This is a genomic window from Halomonas jincaotanensis, from assembly GCF_018448785.1.
In the GTDB taxonomy this organism is placed as follows: domain Bacteria; phylum Pseudomonadota; class Gammaproteobacteria; order Pseudomonadales; family Halomonadaceae; genus Halomonas; species Halomonas jincaotanensis.
Genome location: NZ_JAHCLU010000002.1, coordinates 17660 through 38158, shown reverse-complemented (window position 1 = coordinate 38158; position 20499 = coordinate 17660). Strand labels below are relative to the sequence as shown.

Here is a 20499-nt window from a genome sequence, read left to right as displayed (position 1 = left end):
GTGTCCTGTGGAGGTCGATTCGGTGTTGCGTTATTTCATCTGATGCTAACCAACACTCAACCCATCCACCAATATCGTTTAGTCTGAGGGTCCAGACCCACAACGCGAAGAGACCGGATGCTCAAGCGCTACCTGCCGATTCTCACCTGGCTGCCGCACTACAACCTTCGACTGGGTGGTGCCGATCTGCTGGCCGGGGTCATCGTCACCATCATGGTGATCCCCCAGTCCCTGGCCTATGCCCTGCTCGCCGGTCTGCCAGCCGTGGTTGGTCTCTATGCCAGTATTCTACCGCTGGTCGCCTACACGTTGCTCGGCACCAGCCGCACCCTGGCGGTAGGTCCGGTGGCGATCATCGCTCTGATGACCGGCGCTGCGCTCGGTGGCGTGGCCGCACCGGGCAGTCCCGAGTATCTCCAGGCGGCTCTGGTGCTTTCAATGCTGTCGGGGGGAATGCTCACGCTGATGGGCCTATTGCGGATGGGCTTTTTCACCAACTTCTTGAGCCATCCGGTGATTGCCGGCTTCCTGTCGGCGTCAGGGATCCTGATCGCCGCTAGCCAGGCGGGCCATTTGCTGGGCATCGAGAGCAGTGGTTATACGGTGATGGCCCTCGTCGTCAGCCTGGCCTCGCAACTTGCCGAGATTCACTGGCCGACCCTGGCCATCGGTGCCGGCAGCCTGCTGTTCCTGGTCGGCGTGCGCCACCAAGGGAAATCCACGCTGATGCGTGTCGGCCTGAGCCCGGGCCTGGCGACCCTTCTGGCCAAGGCCGGCCCCGTGCTCGCGGTCGTGGTAACGACGCTTGTCGCCTGGCACTTTGATCTGGCCCAGCAAGGCGTCGCCGTGGTCGGTGACATCCCGCGAGGGCTTCCGCCTCTCACTCTGCCCTTCTTCGATGCATCACTATGGCAACACCTGCTCGTCCCCGCTTTGCTGATCAGCCTGGTGGGGTTCGTCGAATCGGTTTCCATGGGACAGATGCTCGCCGCCAAGCGACGCCAGCGCATCTCGCCTAATCAGGAGCTGATTGGCCTGGGGGGTGCCAACTTGGCAGCGGCCTTCTCGGGCGGCATGCCGGTTACCGGGGGCTTGTCACGCACCGTGATCAACTTCGATGCCGGCGCCCAAACTCCCATGGCAGGCCTCTTCGCGGCAGTGGGTATCGGTATCGTGACATTTGCCCTGACCCCGCTGCTCCATCACCTGCCTATCGCTACCCTGGCGGCCACCATCACCGTGGCCATTCTTACGCTGGTCGACATTCCCATGGTTCGTCAGACCTGGCGCTATTCGCGTAGCGATTTCTCGGCCATGGCCGTGACCATTCTACTGACGCTGGTCGAGGGGGTCGAAGCCGGGATCATCGCCGGGGTGGTGCTTTCCATCGGCCTATTCCTGTATCGCACCAGCCGGCCCCACAGCGCGCTCGTGGGACGCATCCCGGGCACCGAGCACTTTCGCAACATCGAACGACACAGTACCGAAACCGCCAGCCATATCGCCTTGCTGCGCATCGACGAGAGTCTCTATTTCGCCAATGCGCGCTACCTGGAGGATACGCTTTACAGCCTGGTCGCGAGCCGGCCGGAATTGGAGCATGTCGTGCTGATCTGTTCGGCCGTGAACCTCATTGACGCCTCGGCACTGGAAAGCCTCGATGCCATCAATGCCCGCCTCAAGGATTCTGACGTCACCATGCACCTGGCGGAGGTCAAGGGGCCGGTCATGGACCGACTAAAGAACAGCGATTTTCTCAACGACATCACCGGCCGGGTCTTTCTGAGCACCTTCGCTGCCTGGACTGAGCTCAACCGCAAGCCGGATGATGCCGATTGAAGCGAGTGACGCTCCGTATCGGCGTTGGCGACGATTAACGAGAGTTGCGACGATCGGTTACTATGGCGCTATTATTTAGCGAACGGCGGCATCATGGCGCAACCCCCTCGACAGAATCTTGGCATCAGCGCCTATCAATGGCTCAAGCGCGACATCATCCGTGGCGTGTTCCCACCAGGCGAAAAGCTGCTGATGACAGGGCTCAAGGCACGCTACGCCCTGGGGGTCGGGCCGTTGCGCGAAGCGTTGTCGCAACTGGTTGCCGATCGGTTGGTCGTAGCGATCAGCCAGCGCGGCTACCGGGTGGCGCCGATGTCGTTGGCCGAACTTGCCGACCTTTACGACGCACGCGCCCAGTTGGAAGCCATGATGCTACGACTGGCCATCGAGCGTGGTGACGATACCTGGGAAGCCGATATCCTGGCCTGCGCCCATACCCTGGCCAAGGTCGTAGAGGTCAATAGCCCCGACGAGTTGCTGGAAGTCTGGGACACGCGCCACAAGGCGTTTCACACTGCCATGGTAAAAGGCTGCCATTCGCCCCACCTGTTGCAGGTGCGCGACAACCTTTTCGACCAGGTCGAGCGCTACCGCCACCTATGGCTACGCGAGACCGTATTTTCCGATTCGGCATTGGCACGCAAGCGACAGGAGCATGCCGAACTTGTCGAGGTCATTCTGGCACGCAACGCCGAGCGCGCCACGGAACTGATCCATGACCACTTGATGACCCCTGTTCCTGTCATTACCGAAGTGATGCACCGGCACGGCCTGGCATAAGTGTCTCTTGGCATGAAATCCGCCAGGAGTTTTAACCTTGTCAGCAAACGCCATAGCTCGATGTCATGAAGACGTCATGGAAAGTCACGAGACTCGATATCAGCCAATCCCCGCGATCGGCGATGGTAGACTGATGTTAGACCATGGGCGCTTACGACTCGAGGCGCCAGCTGATGGAGAAACCCGATGCCACACCTGCTGCGATTTCCCCGCGATACCGAAGGACGCCTCGAAAGACTCAGCCGACAGACCGGGCTCAGCAAAACCGTGCTGATCGAACGTTGCCTCGATGATGGACTCAACGGCCTGGAGAGCCAGCTGTTGCTGGAGACTTCCGCGCTCAATCGCGTCGAGCGACCTATCGATCAGTTACTGCGCGAAAGTGGTCTGGGCGCATGATGACAGCATAGTTCAGATTAGGGCTCGGCTTGGAGTTCGGTTTAGCCGCATGCACGCTTTCCTGGTTCAGCTAAAGCTAGTTCAGCCGAAGCCGCCACGAAAGCGTCGATACTCGGCCAGCGCTCGCTCGTGCGAGACGGCCATGATTTTCACCTCCTGACCCGGCAGGCATTGAGCGAGCCGGCTCGCGGCAAGCGGCGTCAATGCACCCAGGCGCGGGTAGCCACCAATGGTCTGTCGATCATTGAGCAGCACGATTGGCTGTCCATCAGGGGGCACCTGTACGGCTCCCATGCCGATCCCCTCGGAGATCATTGTCGACAGCCGGCATTGCAGGCGTGGCCCGGTCAGCCGAACACCCATGCGATCGGCACGGTCATCCACACGCCAAACCGTATTGAAGGCGCGAAACAGGCTGGTACCCGAGAACTCGGCGATTTGTGCACCGGCGAGCAGACCGAGTGGCCCGGGCTGCTGATAATCGGGAGGCGAAGGGGGCTGGGCAGCGTCGACCGGCGCCTCTCGACCGGCCGTTGCAGAAACCCGCAAGCGATCTCCCTCGGCAAGCTTGTGTCCTTCGCCGTCATGCCCTCCCAACCCTTCACGCACGACGCACGCCACGCTGTTCAGCACCGGCAGGGCCCGAAAGCCGCCCGCGACGGCCAGGTACGCCCGTAATCCATTGACAGGAGAGGCGAAGGCCAGCACCTGTCCTTCGCGAAGCGTAAGGGACCGCCAGATGGCCAACGGTTTTCCGTCTACGGTGACACCAAGGTCGGCCCCGGCAATTGCGACCGAGAGATCCCGTTCGGCGACAAGTTCCAGGCCACCAAAGGTCACTTCCAATGCCGGCGCCCCCCAGTCATTGCCTACCAACCGGTTGGCCCAGGCCCAACCATGCAGATCCGCGGGACCGCCCTGAGTCACCCCTAGCTGACGCACGCCGAAGCGGCCGGCATCCTGCAGCAAGGCCAGAGGACCGGCACGTTGGACCCGCAACCCGGATACGCCTTCCTCGGCCATCACGAGTGCTCCTTGTGCTTGGGCATAGGGTCCATGGGGGTCGCGTCACCACCTGCGGCCTCGAAATCGGCGCGATCGACACTCACGAAACGCACGCGGTCTCCCATGCGCAGCAGACTGAAACCGTCATGGTGCCGGTCGAACAACGTTGTCGAGGTACGGCCAATCAGGTTCCACCCCCCCGGGGTCACAGCCGGATACGCCGCCGTCTGACGCCCCGTGACGGCCACGCTGCCCATGGGGACGCGTCGACGCGGCGTATCCAGCCGTGGGCACTCGAGACGCTCGTCGAGCAGCCCCATGAAGGCGAAACCCGGCGCGAAGCCCAGGGCAAACACGCGATAGCTCCGTTCGCTGTGACAGGCAATTACTTCGTCCACACTCAAGCCGCTGCGCTCGGCTAATGTTGGTAGCTCTGGCCCGACACTGACGTCGTACCAGGTCGGTAGTTCATGACGCTTGCCGTCGTCGCCTGCCCCATCGGGGGTTAGTGAGGCCAATTGTGCCTCAAGACATCGACGAGCTGCGTCGGGCTCGAGTCGCAGCGGATCGAAGACCACCAGCAGCGTGGTGTATGACGGCACAAGATCCACCAGATCGGGCCCCAGGGCCTTCTCGCACGCCCGTGTCAAAGCGGTCATCCATGGGAGATTGGCTTCGTCGATGGTGTCAAACAGACGCAGCAGCCAGGCATCTAGCCCGGCCGGCTCGACCCTAGGCAATCGACTCACGTCTCGTGCTCTCATGAGGACTGCACGAGGCCGTCGAGCGCATGGCGAATCGCCTTGACCGACGCGATGGATTCGGGATTGTCACCATGGACGCAGAGGGTATCGGCCGAGAGCATCAAGTCACTTCCATCGCTAGCGGTGAGAGGCTTGCCAGTCGCAATGCGACGCGCCTGGTCGACGATCACCTCGCGATCATGATGCACGGCGCCGGGTTCGCGGCGTGAGACCAGCCGCCCCTCACCATCGTAAGCCCGATCGGCGAAGGCCTCGAACCACAAGCTTGCGCCATGCTGTTCGCCAAGCTCGCGAGCCGGAGACGTATCCCGTGTCGCCATCACCATCAGCGGCAGGCGAGTGTCGAACGCCACGACGGCGCGCATGACGGCCGACAGCGTCGCCGGCTCGCGAATCATGTCGTTATACAACGCGCCATGGGGCTTCACGTAATCGAGCTCGACGCCCTCGGCACGCGCGATCCCCGCCAGTGCCCCGACCTGGTAGAGCACCATATTCTCGATCTCCTCGGCGCTGCAGGCCAGGGAACGGCGCCCGAAGCCGACCAGGTCGGGATACGCCGGATGGGCACCGACCCTGACGCCATACTGCCGGGCCAGTGCGACGGTCCTTCGCATCACGTCCGGGTCCGAGGCATGAAAACCACAGGCCACGTTGGCCAGATCGACATACGGCATCACCTCATGGTCGAGCCCCATCACCCAGGACCCGAAGCTCTCTCCCACATCGGCATTCAACAGCAAGGCTTTCATGAAGGCGTCTCTCCGCGCGGCGATATAATCCAATCTACCAACGTTTTCACGACAACACAGCCATGCCTTACCCCGTTACCGTTGATGACACATGGGTGATAGACCCGCCCCCGGTTTGAAACAATGGCTATTATCTAAGTCGAGATGATTGGCCTCCAGCCCGATAAACCAACCGAATGAGGACGCGTTCATGACCACTCGACTCAAGCCACTGGCCCACCTCGGCATGACCGCTGCGATGGGCTTGGGCGTCATGACCCTGAGCGCCGGTGTCCAGGCCGCCACGGAATGGGACATGCCGACACCCTACGGTGACCCGACCTTTCACACCGTCAATATCCGCGAATTTGCCGACGATGTTCGCGAGGCCACCGATGGTGAACTGGACATCACCGTGCATTCCAACGGCTCGCTGATCGGCCATGCCGAGATCAAGAATTCGGTGCGTCGCGGTATCGTGCCGATCGGTGAACTGATCATGTCGCGCCTGGCCAACGAGAACCCGATCTTCGAGGTCGACTCGGTGCCCTATCTGGCGGCCAGTTATGACGAGGCACAGGCGCTATGGGACGCCTCTCGCGAGGTAATTGCCGAGGAACTGGCCGAGCAGCAGCTTCGTCTGCTGTTTGCTGTCCCTTGGCCGCCACAGGGAATCTACACCCAGGAAGCGCTGGAAGGTCCAGACGACCTGAAGAACCTCAGCATGCGTGCCTACAACGCTGCCAGTGAGCGGCTCGCCCAATTGACCGGCGCCGTACCCACCCAGGTCGAGGTGCCGGATATTCCCACCGCCTTCAGCACCGGCCGTGTCGATGCCATGATCACCTCTCCTGCCACGGGGGCCGACACCAAGGCCTGGGATTACCTGAACCACTTCAACCATGCGCAACTGTGGCTGCCCAAGAACATGGTCATCGTCAGCGAACAAGCATTCTCGCGACTCGATGAGGCCACCCAGCAGGCTCTGCTCGACGCCGCTACCGAGGCGGAAACGCGTGGCTGGGACATGAGCCGCCAGGAAACCGACGATGCGCTCGCCGTCCTGGAAGAGAACGGCATAGAGGTCACCGAGCCAACGCCGGAACTGGCCGAATTACTCCAGCAGGTCGGCGAAACCATGACCGAAGAATGGGTCGGGCGTGCCGGCGAACAGGGCCAGACGATCCTCGATGCCTATGAGAACGTCCGCGACTGAGCGCGCCTCCACCACTGAACCTTATCCCACCGGGGCTTGACACGCCCCGGGTCTGCCTTCGGTTGCCGTCATGACCTACCGTTTCAGAGCGCTTTACAACCTGGGCGGCTACCTCTCGGCTGCCTGTCTGATCCTGATCTGCACCTTGATCACGGCACAGATCCTCGGCCGGATCATCGACCGAATCGCCACGGGGATCGGCGGTGATCGCATCGGTCTGGCCATTCCCGGCCTGTCGGAAGTGTCCGGGTTCCTGCTGGTCGGCGCCAGCTTCCTGGGACTCGCCTACACCTTCGTCAACGGTGCCCATATCCGGGTCACGCTGCTGATCGGCCGCCTACCGATGCATATCCGCGTATACGTCGAGACCTTCTGTCTGGCCATTTCGCTGGTGCTGTGCCTTTACCTGGCCTGGTACCTCTATTGGCTGCTTGCCGACAGCATCGCCTTCGGTGAAACCTCCTACGGCCTGATCAGCATTCCCTTGTGGATTCCCCAGTCGGCGATGCTTCTGGGCGTGCTGCTGTTCTGCCTGGCGCTTGGCGAAGCCTTCGTTCAGACCCTGCTGACCGCGCTACGTGATCCCACATCGTTCGCCATCGACGACCAGCCGCCACTATGAACGAGTCAAGACCTACGTACAGGGCACGACCTATGAACCAAACACGACCCATAAATAAGGCACGATCATGCTGTTGATCATGCTGACGCTTTTCGTCGTGCTGCTGGTACTCCTGGGGAGCGGCGTCTGGGTGGCGTTCTCGCTGCTCGCCCTGGGCTGGATCGCCATCGAGCAGTTCACCTCCATTCCCACCGGCGATGTCATGGCCTCCAATGTCTGGGGATCCAGCTACAGTTGGGAACTGACGGCCCTGCCAATGTTCATCTGGATGGGCGAGATCCTCTTCCGCTCGCGTCTTGCCGACGACATGTTCACGGGTCTCTCACCCTGGATGCAGCGCATTCCCGGTCGGTTGCTGCATACCAACGTGGTGGGCTGCGGTCTGTTCGCCGCCGTTTCCGGCTCATCGGCGGCCACCTGCGCCACCATGGGCAAGATGACTCTCCCCGAGCTCACTCGCCGCGGTTATGACGAGCAACTGGTCATCGGCACCCTCGCCGGTTCGGCCACCCTCGGGCTATTGATCCCGCCCTCGATCATCCTGATCGTCTTCGGCGTCGCCACCGAACAGTCCATCGCTCGACTGTTCATGGCCGGGGTGTTTCCAGGGCTGTTGCTGGTCAGCCTGTTCGCCGGTTACCTGATGCTCTGGTCCTGGCGGCATCCCGAGCGGATTCCTGCGGCTGATCCCAGCATGCCCTGGTCGGAACGACTGCGCCGCTCGAGGCGGCTGGCGCCACTGCTGGCCCTCATTATTGGCGTGATCGGCTCGATCTACGCAGGCCTGGCCTCGCCCACCGAGGCGGCCGCTGTCGGGGTCTTACTGTCGCTGATACTCGCCAAGGCGCAGGGCAACATGGACAGGGAGGTGTTTCGCGACGCCCTGATGGGCGCGGTGCGCACCTCGACCATGATCGCCTTCATCCTCGCCGGAGCGTCGTTTCTCACGGTCGCCATGGGTTTCACCGGCCTGCCCAGCGATCTCGCCGCCTGGATCGGCGCCCAGGGGTTTTCACCCTTCATGCTGCTGGCGGCACTGACGGTGTTCTTCATTCTGCTCGGCTGCTTTCTTGACGGCATCTCGGTGGTCGTGTTGACCACCTCGATCATGCTACCGATGGTCGAGGCGGCGGGCATCGACCTGATCTGGTTCGGCATTTATCTGGTAATCGTGGTGGAAATGTCCCAGATCACCCCCCCGGTGGGCTTCAACCTATTCGTCCTGCAGGGAATGACCGGCCGCGACATCCTCTATATCGCCTGGGCGGCCATGCCCTTCTTCTTCCTGATGATGCTGGGCCTGGTGCTGATCAGCCTGTTTCCCGAAATCGTGACCTTCCTACCGACGGCCATGGGAAACCGCTGAGCGATGGCTGACTATCAGATGATCGAGCCTGAAGAGGTGACCGCCCATCTCCAGCATCAGCACCGGCAGGGCCAGCACCAGGCCGATCCAGAAGCGCCGTGTCATGTCCTGCAATCCGAGATCGAGAATGGCCAGGGCATAGTTCTCGGTCCTCATGACGGATCTGGCCACTCTCAACGAGGTGGCCGGATCGACGCGGTAACCGTTGTCCTTCAGACTCTCGGCCAGGCTCTCCGCGAGCAGGTCGTCATCTTCGAGCAGCAAAAATTTCATGCGGGAGCATCACCCCTGGAGATCGATGTTTCCTGACATGCCGGCCTCATAGTGCCCCGGGATGTTGCAGGCATACTCCAGGTCGTCGACGTTCTCGGGGGCGGTCCAGACGAGTTCTGCCGTCTCGCCCTTCGCGATGGTAATCGCCGGCATGTTGCCGCCATGCTCTCCCTCGGCCATGTCATGTCCACCATCATCGTGCCCGCCACTCATTTCCTGCATCATCTTGCGGTGCGCTTCCTGCGCCTCGGCATCCCCGATGACAAATTCATGCCCGAGATTACCGGTGTTGACGATCTCGAACTTGACGGTCTCACCCGGTGAGATGTCGAGACTTTCTGAGTCGAACCACATGTCGCCCGCCTCAAAGCTGATGGTGCGATCGATATCGGCCTCGCTCACGTCAGCGTGGGAGCCGCCATGCTCACCGGCAGCGAATGCCGTGGTCGTGATCATGCCCAGTGCCAGGGCCAGCAGTGTCTTGCGCATCGTGTCATCTCATCAGTGGTGCTGGGAATCTCGTTTATACCGCACGAAACTGAAATGAGACTGAACCCGGAACAGATTGCTTGCAAAGGGATAAGTCTTCTTGACCTAGGGGCTACCCACAGGTTTTAAGCTGATATGCGACATTCGCATAAAATGAAAGGGCCTTGATGAGGCCTCCATCACCACGGTGACGCCGGCCACGCGCCCGCTACCAAATTCACTTGTACCATTATCAGGAATCACATCATGATGACCAGCGATTGCTTTGCCCACATGGGTGCCATGGGCTGGATGGGCTGGGTGATGCCACTCGCCTTCCTGCTTCTCGTAGGCTTGGGTATCGCCTCTCTCGTCAAATACCTCTTCTCTTCCAAAGGAGATCGTACATGAGCCGTTACACCACTCCCCTGCTTCTCTCCGGCGCCCTGCTGCTGGGCGCGACTACCGCTCAGGCGGCCATGCCGACTGAAGCTACCCTCTACAAGAACCCGCAATGTGGCTGCTGTGATGAGTACGGTCGCCACCTGGAGGAGATGGGCATTGACGTGACCATCATCGACGACGTGGAACTGGGCAAGATCAAGGAAGCCTCGGGCGTTCCCTATGGCCTTGGTTCCTGTCATACCATCGAGATGGGCGACTATATCATCGAAGGCCATGTCCCCATGGCAGCCATCGAGAAGCTATTCGAGGAGCAACCCGACATCGATGGCATCGGCCTGGCTGGCATGCCTATTGGCACTCCCGGTATGCCTGGCCCTCAGCAAGAGCCCTATGAGGTGTATCAGTTCACCGACCGGCAGGACGCCTCCTTCATAACCCTTTGAGGATCCGTCGGGCATGTCGAGTATAACCACTTCGCCCCGGAACTCGCCGGGGCGAAGCGTTTCAAGGACAGTTTTGCTCAACACAGCGGTGCCAGCCAAGCCTCGGCGAGCATAAGTACCAAGGCGTAGCGGCCACCCTTGGCAAGGATGATCAGCAATGCGGCTCGCCACAAGGGCAAGCGAAAGATACCGGCAAGAACGGTGAGCGGGTCACCAACCACCGGTACCCAAGACAGCAACAAGCTGGCTTGACCGAAGCGCCGATACCAGTGCTCGCCCCTGGCCAGCCCAGCAGGACTAGCAGGAAACCACCAGCGGTCGCTGAAGTGACGCGCATAGCGACCCAGGGCCACATTGATCAAGCTCCCCAGGCTATTGCCGGCGGTGGCCACCGCCCAAAGACCCAACCAGGATGGATTAAGGCACCACTGTCGGGCCAGCCATACCTCGGAGCCACCGGGCAGCAAAGTGGCGCTGATCAGCGCCACCAGAAAGAGGCTCAGCATGGCACTATCGTGCGTCCTTCCAGAACGCTTTCTGCCCTCTTGAAACGCAACGACATAAGATCAAGTCCGTCCCCTGATTCCTATTCAATAGCCTGAACATCGTCGGCTCCGGCCAAGAAGCCGTTCCCTTCATGACTCTCTAGCGTCGGGTGGTATCTACCGCCACCAGCGCCGCTCGCGGATCGCGGGGATAGAAACGCTCAGGCTGTCGGGCCACGTGCGCAAACAGGCGGGTATCCTTGTAGGGCATCTTCATGAAACCTGAAACCCCAAGCCCCTCGATCAGCCCCACCGCCGCGAGAATATCGTCCAGCCGCTGGCGAAATTCCGCCTCTCGCGAGGGGTCGAGCAGGCGATAGTAGCTGTGGATCTTGAGATGCGCCGGCAGTGCCTCGAAGATGATCATGCCGGTGTGATGGATCTCGTTGAGCGCTTCAAGCGAGGCGATGATCGCCTGGGGCAATACCAGGAACTCTTCGGGGTCGGGGCCGTCCTCGAAGTAACTGTGCACGCGGGTATGGTCCTCCAGCTCCGGCATCGCGCTGACCTCGAAGGCCAGACGCATGCCGGGTTCGATCACGAAGGGACGCTCGGGGCCCTCGCGGTCCAGGTGCAGGGTATCGCGGGCGTTGAACAGACAGCTCTTGAAGATGCCACGGCGATGAATGGCCCGGGCGAGCGTCACCATGTTGTTCACGGCCGCGACAAAGGCCGACTTGAGCGCCGCATCGTGCAGGTTGAGTGAGGTATCGATGTAGACGCCTTCGGCCTCCCAGCGTACCGCCAGCCCCCCGACCACCGGGTACTTGCCCAGCCGACTCACGGCGGCGAGAAAGGCTTTCTCGGTTTCGCCCATGCCCTGCATGAAATTCTTGTAATAGCGATCAAGCTGCACGTCGTTGACATCGTTGAGTGTCTCCGGCTCGCCTTCCTCGCGCAGAAAGGCCTTGCGCGAGCTGTAGACCACGGTATCGATCTCGCGCGTCGCCGGACGCACCCATACCGGCACCAGCGGCGCAGCGGATTTCTGAGGGATGTCGAGCATGACCAGCCTGGCGAGCCGCGGCATCTCGCGGATGAAATGATCACCTGCCTTCAACCGCGTGCGCGGGTCGGGGTCGAGCATCGCGTCGAGCATGCGGGCAAACTCGACCGGGAGGCCCAGTGAGGTCGCGGGAATGGCGCGATGACCGAAACGACAGGATTGGGCCGAGGCCAGCGCATAGAGGGTGGCCGCGGCGCCCTGCTCATCGAAGCGGGGCGAAGACAACGCCCCATTGAGCTGCTCTTCGCCGATGAAGTAGACGTCCCCCAGTCGGGCGTTGGTCTGCTGCAGGTTGTCCGACATCAGCTCCATGACGTTGGCCGCCACGAACTGCAGATTGGCATCGAGTTGCGCGAAGACCGAGGATCCCCAGTCGATCAGCGCTACCCGCTCGATACCGGCGTCGAACACCAGATTGGAGGGCTTGATGTCGCCATGCACGATGGGCCTGTCGATGAGCCCACTGCCCGGCTTATGGGACGCTTCTCGACGCAGGGTGCGCAGGATATCGGCGATCTGATCGGCAATGCGCACCACCAGGCGCGGTGAGAGCCGCCCTTCGCGAAGCGACACCTCCTCCAGGTTGAGCCCGGGGGCGCGCTGCATCACCAGGATCGACTGGCGACGCACGCGTTGGAAGACGATCAGCTTGGGCACGCGGGGATGATCGACCTGTTCCAGCATGAAGGCCTCTTCCTCGAGCCGGTCCTGGAGATGCTGGGGCAGGTTCACCCGGGTGAACTTGAACACGTATTCGTCGCCGAGCCCAGTGAGCCCGGCGAACACGAATCCGTAGGCCCCCTTGCCGATCAACTCGATATGGCGATAACCCAGTTGCTCGAGCTGTGTCTGGCACAACGCCACCCACGCCTTGAGTTTGCGCGCATCGTCATGGCTGAGCAGATACACCGATTGCTCTTCGGGTATATAGAACTGCTGCAGGGGACCATGACTCATGGGCTTAGCTAAGGTTCAGTAACATGGTTTCCGGAGCTTCAAGATAACCTTTCCAGGCGTTGCAGAAGCGGGCCATGGTACCGCCATCGATGAGACGGTGATCGCCCGCCCAGGTGACGGTCAGGATGGCCTGCTTGATGACATTGTCGTTTTCATCGAAGCGCGGCAACCACTGCGTCTTGCCGATGGCGACGATCGCCACTTCCGGGGCGTTGATGATCGGCGCGGCGTAGGTCCCGCCCAGCGCGCCGATATTGGAGATGCTGATGGTACCGCCCTTGAGGTCCTGCTGGGCGACTCGCCCCTCGCGCGCCTCAGCGGTCAGGCGCTGCGTCTCCCTGGCAAGCTCGAGCAGGCTCAATCGCTCCACACCCTTGACGTTGGGAACCATCAATCCGGCCTTGCCATCCACGGCCATGCCGATATTCACCGACGGCAGATAATGGATCTCGTCGACGGCTTGGTTCAGGCGCGCATTGAGAATCGGAAATTCCTGCACCGCCAGCGCCAGGGCCTTCATGAAGAAGGGCATCAGTGTCAACTTCGAGTCCTGCGCCTCGGCACGCGGCTTGAGCCGTTCGCGCAGAGCGAGCAGGTCGGTGACGTCGAGCTGCTCGCCATAGTGGAAGTGAGGGATCGTGGTCGCCGCCTCGACCATCCGCCGCGCCATGACCGCCCGCATGCCGCGCAGGGGCTCCACCCGAGTCTCGGCCGCATCGGAATGACGCCGCCCGCCTTCGACCGCGGCATCGGTTCGGGCCGCCGGCTCGCTACCCTTGTCGACCCCCTGCTCGAGCACATGCAACACATCGTCCTTGAGCACCCGGCCGTCCTTGCCGGAACCAGGCACATCCTCGAGGGCCAGGCCATGTTCGCGCAGCAATCGACGCACTGCCGGGCTCGCGGGAATGCGTCCATAGGGCCCCTGCCCCCTCGAGGCCTCGCTCGACGCCACTCGTTGCTCGGCCGAAGGCGCCGATGCCGAATCGGTGAATGAACCGTCGTCGAGCCCAGCGTCTCTGTCGTTACTAACACGTTCGTCATCAAGCGGAACACTTCCCTGCGGTTTTTCCTGCAAGTCGCCCAGTTCTCCTCCTTCTTGATCGTCGCCTTGTCCTTGACCCTCACCCTGGACGTCATAGGAAAACAACGGCGCATGCACCTTGGCAATCTCGCCCTTGGGGACGAATAACCGCGTCACCCTGCCCGCCTCGGGGGCCGTGATCTCGACCAACGCCTTGTCGGTCATGACTTCGACCACCGGCTGGTCCTCCTCGATGAGATCACCCTCGGCGACCCGCCATTCGACTATCTCGCACTCCACGATACCTTCACCGATATCGGGCAGCTTGAACTCGCTCATGATGCGTCTCCTGTCCTGGCTCGCATAAGCCCTGATACCGAATCGTCAGAAGGCCAGGCTGGCCTTGATCGCCTCGAAGATCTTCAGATGGTCGGGCAGATACTCCTTTTCCAGCGTAAGCGGAAACGGCGTATCCAGGCCGGTCACTCGGGCGATCGGCGATTCCAGATACAGGAAACAACGCTCCTGGACGGTGGCCGCGATCTCGGCGGCGAAGCCTCCGGTCAATGGCGCCTCGTGGGTGATCAGGAGTCGCCCGGTCTTGAGTACCGACTCCACCACGCTGTCCTCGTCCCAGGGCAGGATGGTGCGCAGGTCGATGACCTCGCAGGAAATCCCTTCCTTCTCGGCAAGTTCGACGGCGCGCTCGATGACTTCCATCTGCGCCCCCCAGCCCACCAGGGTGACGTCGGCGCCTTCGCGGGTGACCTCGGCCTCGCCGATGGGCAGCTGGTAATCCTCCTCGGGCACCTCGCCGGTGGAGGCCCGATAGAGACGCTTGGGTTCGAAGAAGATCACCGGGTCGGCGTCACGAATCGACGCCAGCAGCAGCCCCTTGGCCTGGTAGGGATCGCGCGGCACCACTACCTTGAGACCCGGCGTGTGCGCAAAATAGGCCTCGGGGGATTGGGAATGGTAGTGGCCCCCGGCAATGCCGCCCCCGTAGGGCGCGCGAATGGTCAGTCCGCCGACGTTGAAGAGATCCCCCGAGCGGTAACGGAACTTGGCCGTCTCGTTGACGATCTGGTCGAAGGCCGGGTAGATGTAGTCGGCGAACTGGATTTCGGCGACCGGGACCGAACCCTGGGCGGCCAGGCCGTTGGCGAAGCCGATGATGCCCTGTTCGACCAGCGGCGTATTGAAGCAGCGCGACCTGCCGTACTTTTCCTGAAGATGACTCGTGGCACGGAAAACCCCGCCGAAGCCGCCCACGTCCTCGCCAAAGCAGAGCACCTTGTCGTCCTCGGCCATGGCGATATCCAGCGCGTTATTGATGGCCTGCAGCATGTTCATGGTCGGCATCCTAGGCGCCTCCCTTGTCGTCGGCGTCGTCACGCGGCGAGACATCGGGGTCCAGCGACATGGCACCCTTCGGATAGGCGTCGGGATAGCGACGAATGTGCGTCTTGAGGGTATCCAGCTGGCGCTGCAGGGCCGGCGTCACGTCGGCATAGACATCGGTGACCAGGCTATCGAGTGGTGGCGGCGGGCGCTTCTGGGCACGCTTCATGGTTTCGAGCACCTCGCGACGCAGGCGCTCCTGACACTCCGTCTCTTCCTCGTCGCTCCACCAGCCCTTGTCGTTCAGCCAGCGACGCATACGCAAGAGCGGATCCTTCTCACGCCAGGCCTCTTCTTCCTTCTTCGAGCGATACCCCGAGGGGTCGTCCGACGAGGAATGGGCCGCCAGGCGGTAGGTCATCGCCTCGATCAGCACCGGTTGGTTGTGCTCGGCGGCCAGGCGACGCGCCGCCCGAGTGGCGTCGTAGACCGCCAGGATATCGTTGCCATCGACGCGGATCACATGCATACGGTAACCGAACGCACGCGGCGCCACGCCATCGGCAGCGAACTGTTCGATGGAGGGCGTGGAGATCGCGTAGCCGTTGTTACGACAGAAGAAAATCACTGGCACCTGATGCACCGCCGCCATGTTCAAGGCCGCATGGAAGTCGCCTTCAGAAGCGGCACCCTCGCCGAAGAACACGATGGTGCACTGCCCTTCTCCGGCCAGCTTCTGCCCATAGGCAAAGCCGGTGGCCTGGGGAATCTGCGTGGCCAGCGGTGAAGAGATGGTCATGTAGTGGAGCTTGCGCGATCCATAATGGATCGGCATCTGGCGGCCCTTGCCATAATCGAGCTCGTTGCCGAACAACTGGTTCATGAACTCGTCGAAGCTGAAACCGCGATACATCAGGGCACCCTGCTCACGGTACTGCGCCATGATCATGTCGGCGTCATCGAGCGCCGCTGTTGCGCCGACGACCGCGGCTTCCTCGCCGGTGCACTGCATGTAGAAACTCAGCCGGCCCTGACGTTGCGCCGCCATCATGCGCTCGTCGAGTACCCGGGTCGCCACCATGGCATGATAGATGTGTCGCGCCTCTTCGCGGCTCAGCTCGGGCGCCACCGCCCCGTCGAAGAGCGTGCCGTCCTGTTGAAGGAGGCGGAAGGTGGGAATGCTGAATTCATCGCCAGCGAGAAAGTCCGGCGAGTGGATATCTGTTGTCGTTGTCATCACCGTGATCCTGGGTCCCTTTTGAGGGCAGTGTTGTCGCTAATGAGCCTCTCCGCCAGGGGATCGGCCCCGGCGGCCGTCAACGCAATCAAACCTGACGTTAACGTAAGCGGCATGTGAGGGAAAGCGTTTTCCCGCGCGGACGTTGCCTCCAGATTGCAGGTGATATTGACTTACAAGCGAGAGTCACTATGCGGGAAGGGTCACTAAGTGGGATTCACTACGCAGGTTCAGCGACTGATGCGCCGCACGGTCAGACGCTCGAACGTGCTGTCCACGGTAAGTGCCAGCAACCCGATCATCAGCGCGCCTTGCAGGATATAGGCAGTATTGCCGTTAACGATGCCGGAGATGATGGGATCGCCGAGGTTGCTGGCACCGACCGTCGCTCCCAGTGCGGCGGTGGCGATGCTGACCGTTACCGAGGTGCGGATGCCCGCCAGAATCACCGGCGCGGCCAAGGGCAGTTCGACCTGACGAAGCACCTGGCCCCCGCTCATGCCCATGCCACGGGCCGCCTCGAGTATCGATGGCTCGATGCCCTGTAACCCCGCCAGGGTATTGCGCACGATGGGCAGCAGTCCGTAGAGCAGCAAGGCGACGATGATCGGCAAGGTTCCGAAGCCCAGCACCGGCACGGCCAGGGCCAGCACCGCAACGGGCGGAAAGGTCTGGCCCATGGAGGCGATCTGCGCGACCAGCGGTAGGAAATCCTGGCCGGCGTGGCGCGTCACGGCGATGGCCGCACTCACCCCGATCAGCGTGGCCAGCAACGAGGCCACCGACACCACCAGCAGATGACGTCCTAGCAAGGTGACGAAGTCGGCGCGATCGTAGATCACCTGTCGACTGTCGGCCTCGACCCAGCGAAACACACTCTCCAGCTCGGCCATGCCGACGGTCAACGCCGTCAGCAGCACCAACCATGCCAGTGGCAGACGCCAGTGGCGCAGGGCGCGGTTTGCTCGCCATTGAACACCATGCTCATTCATGGCGTGTGACCCCGACCAGGCGCTGTAACGACAGCTCGCCCACGGGCCTATCTTCGTCATCGAACACCGTGAGTTGATCGGCGTGCTCGCGAAACATGACCGCGAGCGCCTGGCGAAGCGTAGCATCACGATGGACCCGGGCCTTCGCGTTGAGTGTCTGTCCTGGCGGCTGCATGCGCTCACTGACACGCACCAGGCTAGTTTCCTTCAGGCCACGATCATCGCCACCAAGCATCGACTCGACGAAGGGGGTTGCCGGCTCGCGGAGCAACTCCAGGGGGGTGCCTTGCTGGACGATCCGCCCGGCGTCCATCACCACCAGCTTGTCGGCGAGACGCAATGCCTCGTCCATGTCGTGGGTCACAAAGACGATGGTCTTGTGCAGTCGCGCCTGCAATTCGCGCAACTCGTCCTGAAGCGCCTCGCGAGTGATGGGATCCAGGGCACCAAACGGCTCGTCCATCAGCAAGATGTCCGGGTCGGCGGCCAGCGCGCGGGCCACGCCGACACGCTGTGCCTGTCCTCCCGACAGTTGGTCGGGATACTTGTCGGCGAATGCCTCGTGCGGCAACCCCAACAGTGTCATCAACTCCTCGACTCGCGATTCGATCCGCTCGGGCGACCACTTGAGAAGCCGTGGCACAAGGCCAATGTTGCGGGCTACCGTCCAATGTGGAAACAAACCGGTGCTCTGGATTACATAACCGATACGTCGCCTGAGCGTGTCTTCCTTGAAGCGACGAACCGGCTGACCGTCGATATGGATCTCGCCATCACTGTGCTCGATCAGACGGTTGATCATGCGCAGCGTCGTCGACTTGCCGCATCCTGAGGTGCCGACCAGCGCACACAGCTCGCCACTATCGACCCGCAGCGAAATGGCATCGACGGCGGCTTCCTCGCCAAAGCGTTTGGTGACGTCAAAGAGTTCGATCATTTCGCCCCTCCCGGGCGCAGTCGCTCGCTCAAGGCCCCGAGCAAGGCATCCGCCACCAAGGCCATGCCCAAAATCGGCAGCGCACCCAGCAGCACCAGGTCCATCGCCGCCTGCCCCAACCCCTGGAAGATAAAGCCACCCAGTCCTCCGGCGCCGATCAAGGCCGCCACGGCAGTGAGACCGATCGCCTGCACGGTAGTGATTCGAACACCCTCCAGCATGACCGGCAGTGCCAGCGGCAACCGCACCTGAAGAAAAACCTGTACGTGACTCATGCCCATGCCCCGCGCGGATTCGATCACGCCCGGATCGACTTGCGAAAGCGCCACAAAGGTGTTGCGCACCATCGGCAGCAGGCTGTATGCCACCAGAGCGATCAATGCCGGGGCCCAGCCGATGCCACGTACCCCGAGAGTCGAGACCCACTCGACATTGGCCGCTAGCCAGGCGAGCGGTGCCAGCAACAGACCGAACAGGGCCAGGCTGGGAATGGTCTGCAGAAAATTGAGGACGCCAAAACCGGCGCGCTGCAGGGTCGGGAAACGCCGCATGGCGAGCGCCAGTGCCACACCCAGCACCAGGCTTGTGCCGACTGCTGCACCGACCAGTGCCAAGTGATAGAGCACGGCAGACACGAACTGATCACTACGCCCACGAAACTCTTGGAGCAGCGCCAATGGCGCCAGCCACAGACTCAGACACAGCCACCAGCTGAGTACCACGGGAAGCATCAGCACCCAGCCATTGAGGCGTGAGACCCCCAGGCGGGTGCGCAACTCGATCATGGCCAGCAACGTCACGAACAGCACGACCCAGAAGCCCGGCCCGATACCCAGGCGCGCCTGAGGCATATCGGAATCGGCGAGCCTGGCGGCGGCCAGCGCGAGCACCGCCGGCAGGGCCATCAGCATGGTCACCGTCACAATCAAGGCAGCGCGGTATTTGCGCGGGTTGGGACGAAACCCCAATATGGCCACCGCGAGCATCGCCAGCGAACCCGCCAGCACGCCACCCCAGCCGATGGCATCGAGGGTAGCAACGCCTTCGCCGGGCACGATGCGGTTGGCTGCCACGCTGACCAGGTCGGCGACAAACCAGGCCACCAACGCCGCGATCATCAAGGCTGGTAAAACGCGATTATGATGCTGAGGATCCATTCGCTGGTCGGATCACTCGTCCAGGGTATCGAGAAATTCGGATGCCACCTCACGAGGCGGGCGACCATTGACCGCCACTTCGCCGTTGAGATTCTGCAGGGTCTCCAGGTCGAGTGCCTCGAAGAGCGGCACCAGCAGCGACTCGATCTGCGGGTAGCTGTCGAGCACACTGCGGCGAACCACCGGCGCTGGCTGATAGACGGGCTGCACCCCGAGCGTATCCTCGAGCACGACCAGCCCCAGCGCGCCGATGCCCCCATCGGTCCCGTAGGTCATGGCGGCGTTGACGCCACTGGTCTGCTGCGCAGCGGCGCGCATCGTGGCTGCTGTATTGCCGCCGGACAATACCAGCAATTGTTCCTCGGAGAGCTCGAAACCATAGGCCTCCTGGAACGCCGGCAGCGCCTGCGGCGACTCGACGAATTCGGCACTCGCGGCCAACTTGAACTCGCCTCCTTGCTCAAGATACGTTGCCAGGTCTTCGAGGCTCTCGAGACCCTCCTCGCTGGCGAGATCTTCGCGCACGCTGATTGCCCAGGTATTGTTGGCCTCGGCAGGCGTCAGCCAGATGAGGTCGTTGGCCTCACGGTCGCGCTCACGGACTGTTTCGAATGCTTCTCTGGGATCATTCCACACCGGGCTATCGGCCATATCAAAGAAGAAGGCACCGTTGCCGGTATATTCGGGGTACAGGTCGATCTCACCGGCGATAAGCGCCTCACGCACGATGCTGGTGGCTCCGAGCTGTAGGCGATCTTCGACGTCGATGCCACCGCCCTCTAGCCGTTGCAGAATCAGCTGACCGAGCACCGAGCCTTCGGTGTCGATCTTTGAGGAAACTACGACAGGGTCCTGGGCCTGAGCCAGGGTAAATGTCAGCAGGGCACTGGCAGCCACTACCCCGATACGAGACATAGGTCGAAACATGATTATCACCCGATTCCTTGTGAAGGTAAGCTGACTATAAAACCTGTATCAGCCAATCACTCATT

The 20499-nt window shown here is 61.9% G+C and carries 22 protein-coding genes; 8 read left to right on the top strand and 14 right to left on the bottom strand.

The genetic code is table 11. From position 1 onward, the window contains the following. The first annotated feature begins 117 nt into the window (after nucleotides 1–117). From KG088_RS02590 to KG088_RS02580, 3 genes are all read left to right on the top strand, one after another. Nucleotides 118–1839 (top strand): SulP family inorganic anion transporter, encoded by a 1722-nt coding sequence (locus KG088_RS02590; protein WP_213823934.1) that lies wholly within the window; start codon nucleotides 118–120, stop codon nucleotides 1837–1839. Between the two features lie 93 nt (nucleotides 1840–1932). Then, the gene (csiR, locus tag KG088_RS02585; protein ID WP_213823933.1) at nucleotides 1933–2619 is read left to right on the top strand and encodes a DNA-binding transcriptional regulator CsiR; all 687 of its coding nucleotides are present in this window, start codon (nucleotides 1933–1935) and stop codon (nucleotides 2617–2619) included. Nucleotides 2620–2805: 186 nt separating this feature from the next. Further along, nucleotides 2806–3018, top strand: a complete 213-nt coding sequence (locus tag KG088_RS02580) for a hypothetical protein (protein WP_213823932.1) — start codon at nucleotides 2806–2808, stop codon at nucleotides 3016–3018. A gap of 81 nt (nucleotides 3019–3099) precedes the next feature. Here KG088_RS02580 and KG088_RS02575 read toward each other — a convergent pair whose 3' ends face one another. From KG088_RS02575 to KG088_RS02565, 3 genes are read right to left on the bottom strand one after another with little or no spacing between them, the layout of a single operon-like run. Then, nucleotides 3100–4041 carry a 5-oxoprolinase subunit C family protein gene (locus KG088_RS02575; protein WP_213823931.1) on the bottom strand — a complete coding sequence of 314 codons (942 nt, stop codon included), beginning with the start codon at nucleotides 4039–4041 and terminating at the stop codon, nucleotides 3100–3102. Beyond that, nucleotides 4041–4772: a 5-oxoprolinase subunit PxpB gene (pxpB, locus tag KG088_RS02570; protein ID WP_406565579.1), complete on the bottom strand. Its 732-nt coding sequence runs from the start codon at nucleotides 4770–4772 to the stop codon at nucleotides 4041–4043. Before pxpB ends, KG088_RS02575 begins: the two co-directional genes overlap by 1 nt. Nucleotides 4773–4783: 11 nt before the next feature. Then, nucleotides 4784–5539 (bottom strand): 5-oxoprolinase subunit PxpA, encoded by a 756-nt coding sequence (locus KG088_RS02565; protein ID WP_213823929.1) that lies wholly within the window; start codon nucleotides 5537–5539, stop codon nucleotides 4784–4786. 190 nt (nucleotides 5540–5729) lie between these two features. On the opposite strand from KG088_RS02565, the gene KG088_RS02560 reads away from it, so the two are divergent. From KG088_RS02560 to KG088_RS02550, 3 genes are all read left to right on the top strand, one after another. Continuing rightward, nucleotides 5730–6734 carry a TRAP transporter substrate-binding protein gene (locus KG088_RS02560; protein ID WP_213823928.1) on the top strand — a complete coding sequence of 335 codons (1005 nt, stop codon included), beginning with the start codon at nucleotides 5730–5732 and terminating at the stop codon, nucleotides 6732–6734. A gap of 70 nt (nucleotides 6735–6804) precedes the next feature. Beyond that, nucleotides 6805–7356 (top strand): TRAP transporter small permease, encoded by a 552-nt coding sequence (locus tag KG088_RS02555; protein ID WP_213823927.1) that lies wholly within the window; start codon nucleotides 6805–6807, stop codon nucleotides 7354–7356. Nucleotides 7357–7423: 67 nt separating this feature from the next. Continuing rightward, a complete protein-coding gene (locus KG088_RS02550; protein ID WP_213823926.1) occupies nucleotides 7424–8722 on the top strand; it encodes a TRAP transporter large permease in 1299 nt (432 codons plus the stop codon). On the opposite strand, the gene KG088_RS19485 is transcribed toward KG088_RS02550, so the two are convergent. Together KG088_RS19485 and KG088_RS02540 are read right to left on the bottom strand one after the other, a co-directional pair. Further along, entirely contained in the window at nucleotides 8696–8995 is a 300-nt protein-coding gene (locus KG088_RS19485) for a response regulator (RefSeq protein ID WP_250148031.1), read from the bottom strand. The genes KG088_RS02550 and KG088_RS19485 overlap by 27 nt on opposite strands. A gap of 9 nt (nucleotides 8996–9004) precedes the next feature. Then, nucleotides 9005–9484: a cupredoxin domain-containing protein gene (locus KG088_RS02540; RefSeq protein ID WP_213823925.1), complete on the bottom strand. Its 480-nt coding sequence runs from the start codon at nucleotides 9482–9484 to the stop codon at nucleotides 9005–9007. Nucleotides 9485–9730: 246 nt separating this feature from the next. Between KG088_RS02540 and KG088_RS02535 the strand changes: the two genes are divergently transcribed. After that, on the top strand, nucleotides 9731–9874 hold the full coding sequence (locus KG088_RS02535) for a hypothetical protein (protein WP_213823924.1): 144 nt from the start codon (nucleotides 9731–9733) through the stop codon (nucleotides 9872–9874). Continuing rightward, on the top strand, nucleotides 9871–10311 hold the full coding sequence (locus tag KG088_RS02530) for a DUF411 domain-containing protein (RefSeq protein WP_213823923.1): 441 nt from the start codon (nucleotides 9871–9873) through the stop codon (nucleotides 10309–10311). Before KG088_RS02535 ends, KG088_RS02530 begins: the two co-directional genes overlap by 4 nt. 77 nt (nucleotides 10312–10388) lie before the next feature. Here the strand turns inward: KG088_RS02530 and KG088_RS02525 are convergent, their stop codons facing one another. The 9 genes from KG088_RS02525 to osmF form a co-directional block, all read right to left on the bottom strand. Continuing rightward, the gene (locus KG088_RS02525) at nucleotides 10389–10817 is read right to left on the bottom strand and encodes a YqaA family protein (RefSeq protein ID WP_213823922.1); all 429 of its coding nucleotides are present in this window, start codon (nucleotides 10815–10817) and stop codon (nucleotides 10389–10391) included. A 139-nt stretch (nucleotides 10818–10956) separates the two neighbouring features. Beyond that, nucleotides 10957–12819: a protein kinase domain-containing protein gene (locus KG088_RS02520; protein ID WP_213823921.1), complete on the bottom strand. Its 1863-nt coding sequence runs from the start codon at nucleotides 12817–12819 to the stop codon at nucleotides 10957–10959. A gap of 4 nt (nucleotides 12820–12823) precedes the next feature. After that, complete coding sequence (locus KG088_RS02515) at nucleotides 12824–14182, bottom strand: 2-oxo acid dehydrogenase subunit E2 (RefSeq protein ID WP_213823920.1); 1359 nt, start codon at nucleotides 14180–14182, stop codon at nucleotides 12824–12826. 45 nt (nucleotides 14183–14227) lie between these two features. Beyond that, nucleotides 14228–15205 carry an alpha-ketoacid dehydrogenase subunit beta gene (locus tag KG088_RS02510; protein WP_213823919.1) on the bottom strand — a complete coding sequence of 326 codons (978 nt, stop codon included), beginning with the start codon at nucleotides 15203–15205 and terminating at the stop codon, nucleotides 14228–14230. A 1-nt stretch (nucleotide 15206) separates the two neighbouring features. Beyond that, the gene (locus tag KG088_RS02505; RefSeq protein ID WP_213823918.1) at nucleotides 15207–16421 is read right to left on the bottom strand and encodes a thiamine pyrophosphate-dependent dehydrogenase E1 component subunit alpha; all 1215 of its coding nucleotides are present in this window, start codon (nucleotides 16419–16421) and stop codon (nucleotides 15207–15209) included. A gap of 230 nt (nucleotides 16422–16651) precedes the next feature. Next, nucleotides 16652–17413: an ABC transporter permease gene (locus KG088_RS02500; protein WP_319941372.1), complete on the bottom strand. Its 762-nt coding sequence runs from the start codon at nucleotides 17411–17413 to the stop codon at nucleotides 16652–16654. After that, nucleotides 17406–18350, bottom strand: coding sequence for an ABC transporter ATP-binding protein (locus KG088_RS02495; RefSeq protein WP_213823917.1), 945 nt, complete (start codon nucleotides 18348–18350; stop codon nucleotides 17406–17408). The genes KG088_RS02500 and KG088_RS02495 overlap by 8 nt, the downstream gene beginning before the upstream one ends. After that, on the bottom strand, nucleotides 18347–19507 hold the full coding sequence (locus tag KG088_RS02490; protein ID WP_213823916.1) for an ABC transporter permease: 1161 nt from the start codon (nucleotides 19505–19507) through the stop codon (nucleotides 18347–18349). Before KG088_RS02490 ends, KG088_RS02495 begins: the two co-directional genes overlap by 4 nt. Nucleotides 19508–19519: 12 nt before the next feature. Then, the gene (gene osmF, locus KG088_RS02485) at nucleotides 19520–20422 is read right to left on the bottom strand and encodes a glycine betaine ABC transporter substrate-binding protein OsmF (RefSeq protein WP_406565582.1); all 903 of its coding nucleotides are present in this window, start codon (nucleotides 20420–20422) and stop codon (nucleotides 19520–19522) included. Between the last annotated feature and the right edge of the window lie 77 nt (nucleotides 20423–20499).

Coding starts and splice junctions, on each gene's coding strand:
- KG088_RS02525 (WP_213823922.1), bottom strand. CDS start 10,817: ATGCTGAGCCTCTTTCTGGTGGCGCTGATCAGCGCCACTTTGCTGCCC.
- KG088_RS02555 (WP_213823927.1), top strand. CDS start 6,805: ATGACCTACCGTTTCAGAGCGCTTTACAACCTGGGCGGCTACCTCTCG.
- KG088_RS02575 (WP_213823931.1), bottom strand. CDS start 4,041: ATGGCCGAGGAAGGCGTATCCGGGTTGCGGGTCCAACGTGCCGGTCCT.
- KG088_RS02515 (WP_213823920.1), bottom strand. CDS start 14,182: ATGAGCGAGTTCAAGCTGCCCGATATCGGTGAAGGTATCGTGGAGTGC.
- KG088_RS02560 (WP_213823928.1), top strand. CDS start 5,730: ATGACCACTCGACTCAAGCCACTGGCCCACCTCGGCATGACCGCTGCG.
- KG088_RS02535 (WP_213823924.1), top strand. CDS start 9,731: ATGATGACCAGCGATTGCTTTGCCCACATGGGTGCCATGGGCTGGATG.
- KG088_RS02590 (WP_213823934.1), top strand. CDS start 118: ATGCTCAAGCGCTACCTGCCGATTCTCACCTGGCTGCCGCACTACAAC.
- KG088_RS02550 (WP_213823926.1), top strand. CDS start 7,424: ATGCTGTTGATCATGCTGACGCTTTTCGTCGTGCTGCTGGTACTCCTG.
- KG088_RS02530 (WP_213823923.1), top strand. CDS start 9,871: ATGAGCCGTTACACCACTCCCCTGCTTCTCTCCGGCGCCCTGCTGCTG.
- KG088_RS02540 (WP_213823925.1), bottom strand. CDS start 9,484: ATGCGCAAGACACTGCTGGCCCTGGCACTGGGCATGATCACGACCACG.
- KG088_RS02490 (WP_213823916.1), bottom strand. CDS start 19,507: ATGGATCCTCAGCATCATAATCGCGTTTTACCAGCCTTGATGATCGCG.
- KG088_RS02505 (WP_213823918.1), bottom strand. CDS start 16,421: ATGACAACGACAACAGATATCCACTCGCCGGACTTTCTCGCTGGCGAT.
- osmF (WP_406565582.1), bottom strand. CDS start 20,422: ATGTCTCGTATCGGGGTAGTGGCTGCCAGTGCCCTGCTGACATTTACC.
- KG088_RS02495 (WP_213823917.1), bottom strand. CDS start 18,350: ATGATCGAACTCTTTGACGTCACCAAACGCTTTGGCGAGGAAGCCGCC.
- KG088_RS02565 (WP_213823929.1), bottom strand. CDS start 5,539: ATGAAAGCCTTGCTGTTGAATGCCGATGTGGGAGAGAGCTTCGGGTCC.
- csiR (WP_213823933.1), top strand. CDS start 1,933: ATGGCGCAACCCCCTCGACAGAATCTTGGCATCAGCGCCTATCAATGG.
- KG088_RS02500 (WP_319941372.1), bottom strand. CDS start 17,413: ATGAATGAGCATGGTGTTCAATGGCGAGCAAACCGCGCCCTGCGCCAC.
- KG088_RS19485 (WP_250148031.1), bottom strand. CDS start 8,995: ATGAAATTTTTGCTGCTCGAAGATGACGACCTGCTCGCGGAGAGCCTG.
- KG088_RS02520 (WP_213823921.1), bottom strand. CDS start 12,819: ATGAGTCATGGTCCCCTGCAGCAGTTCTATATACCCGAAGAGCAATCG.
- KG088_RS02510 (WP_213823919.1), bottom strand. CDS start 15,205: ATGCCGACCATGAACATGCTGCAGGCCATCAATAACGCGCTGGATATC.
- KG088_RS02580 (WP_213823932.1), top strand. CDS start 2,806: ATGCCACACCTGCTGCGATTTCCCCGCGATACCGAAGGACGCCTCGAA.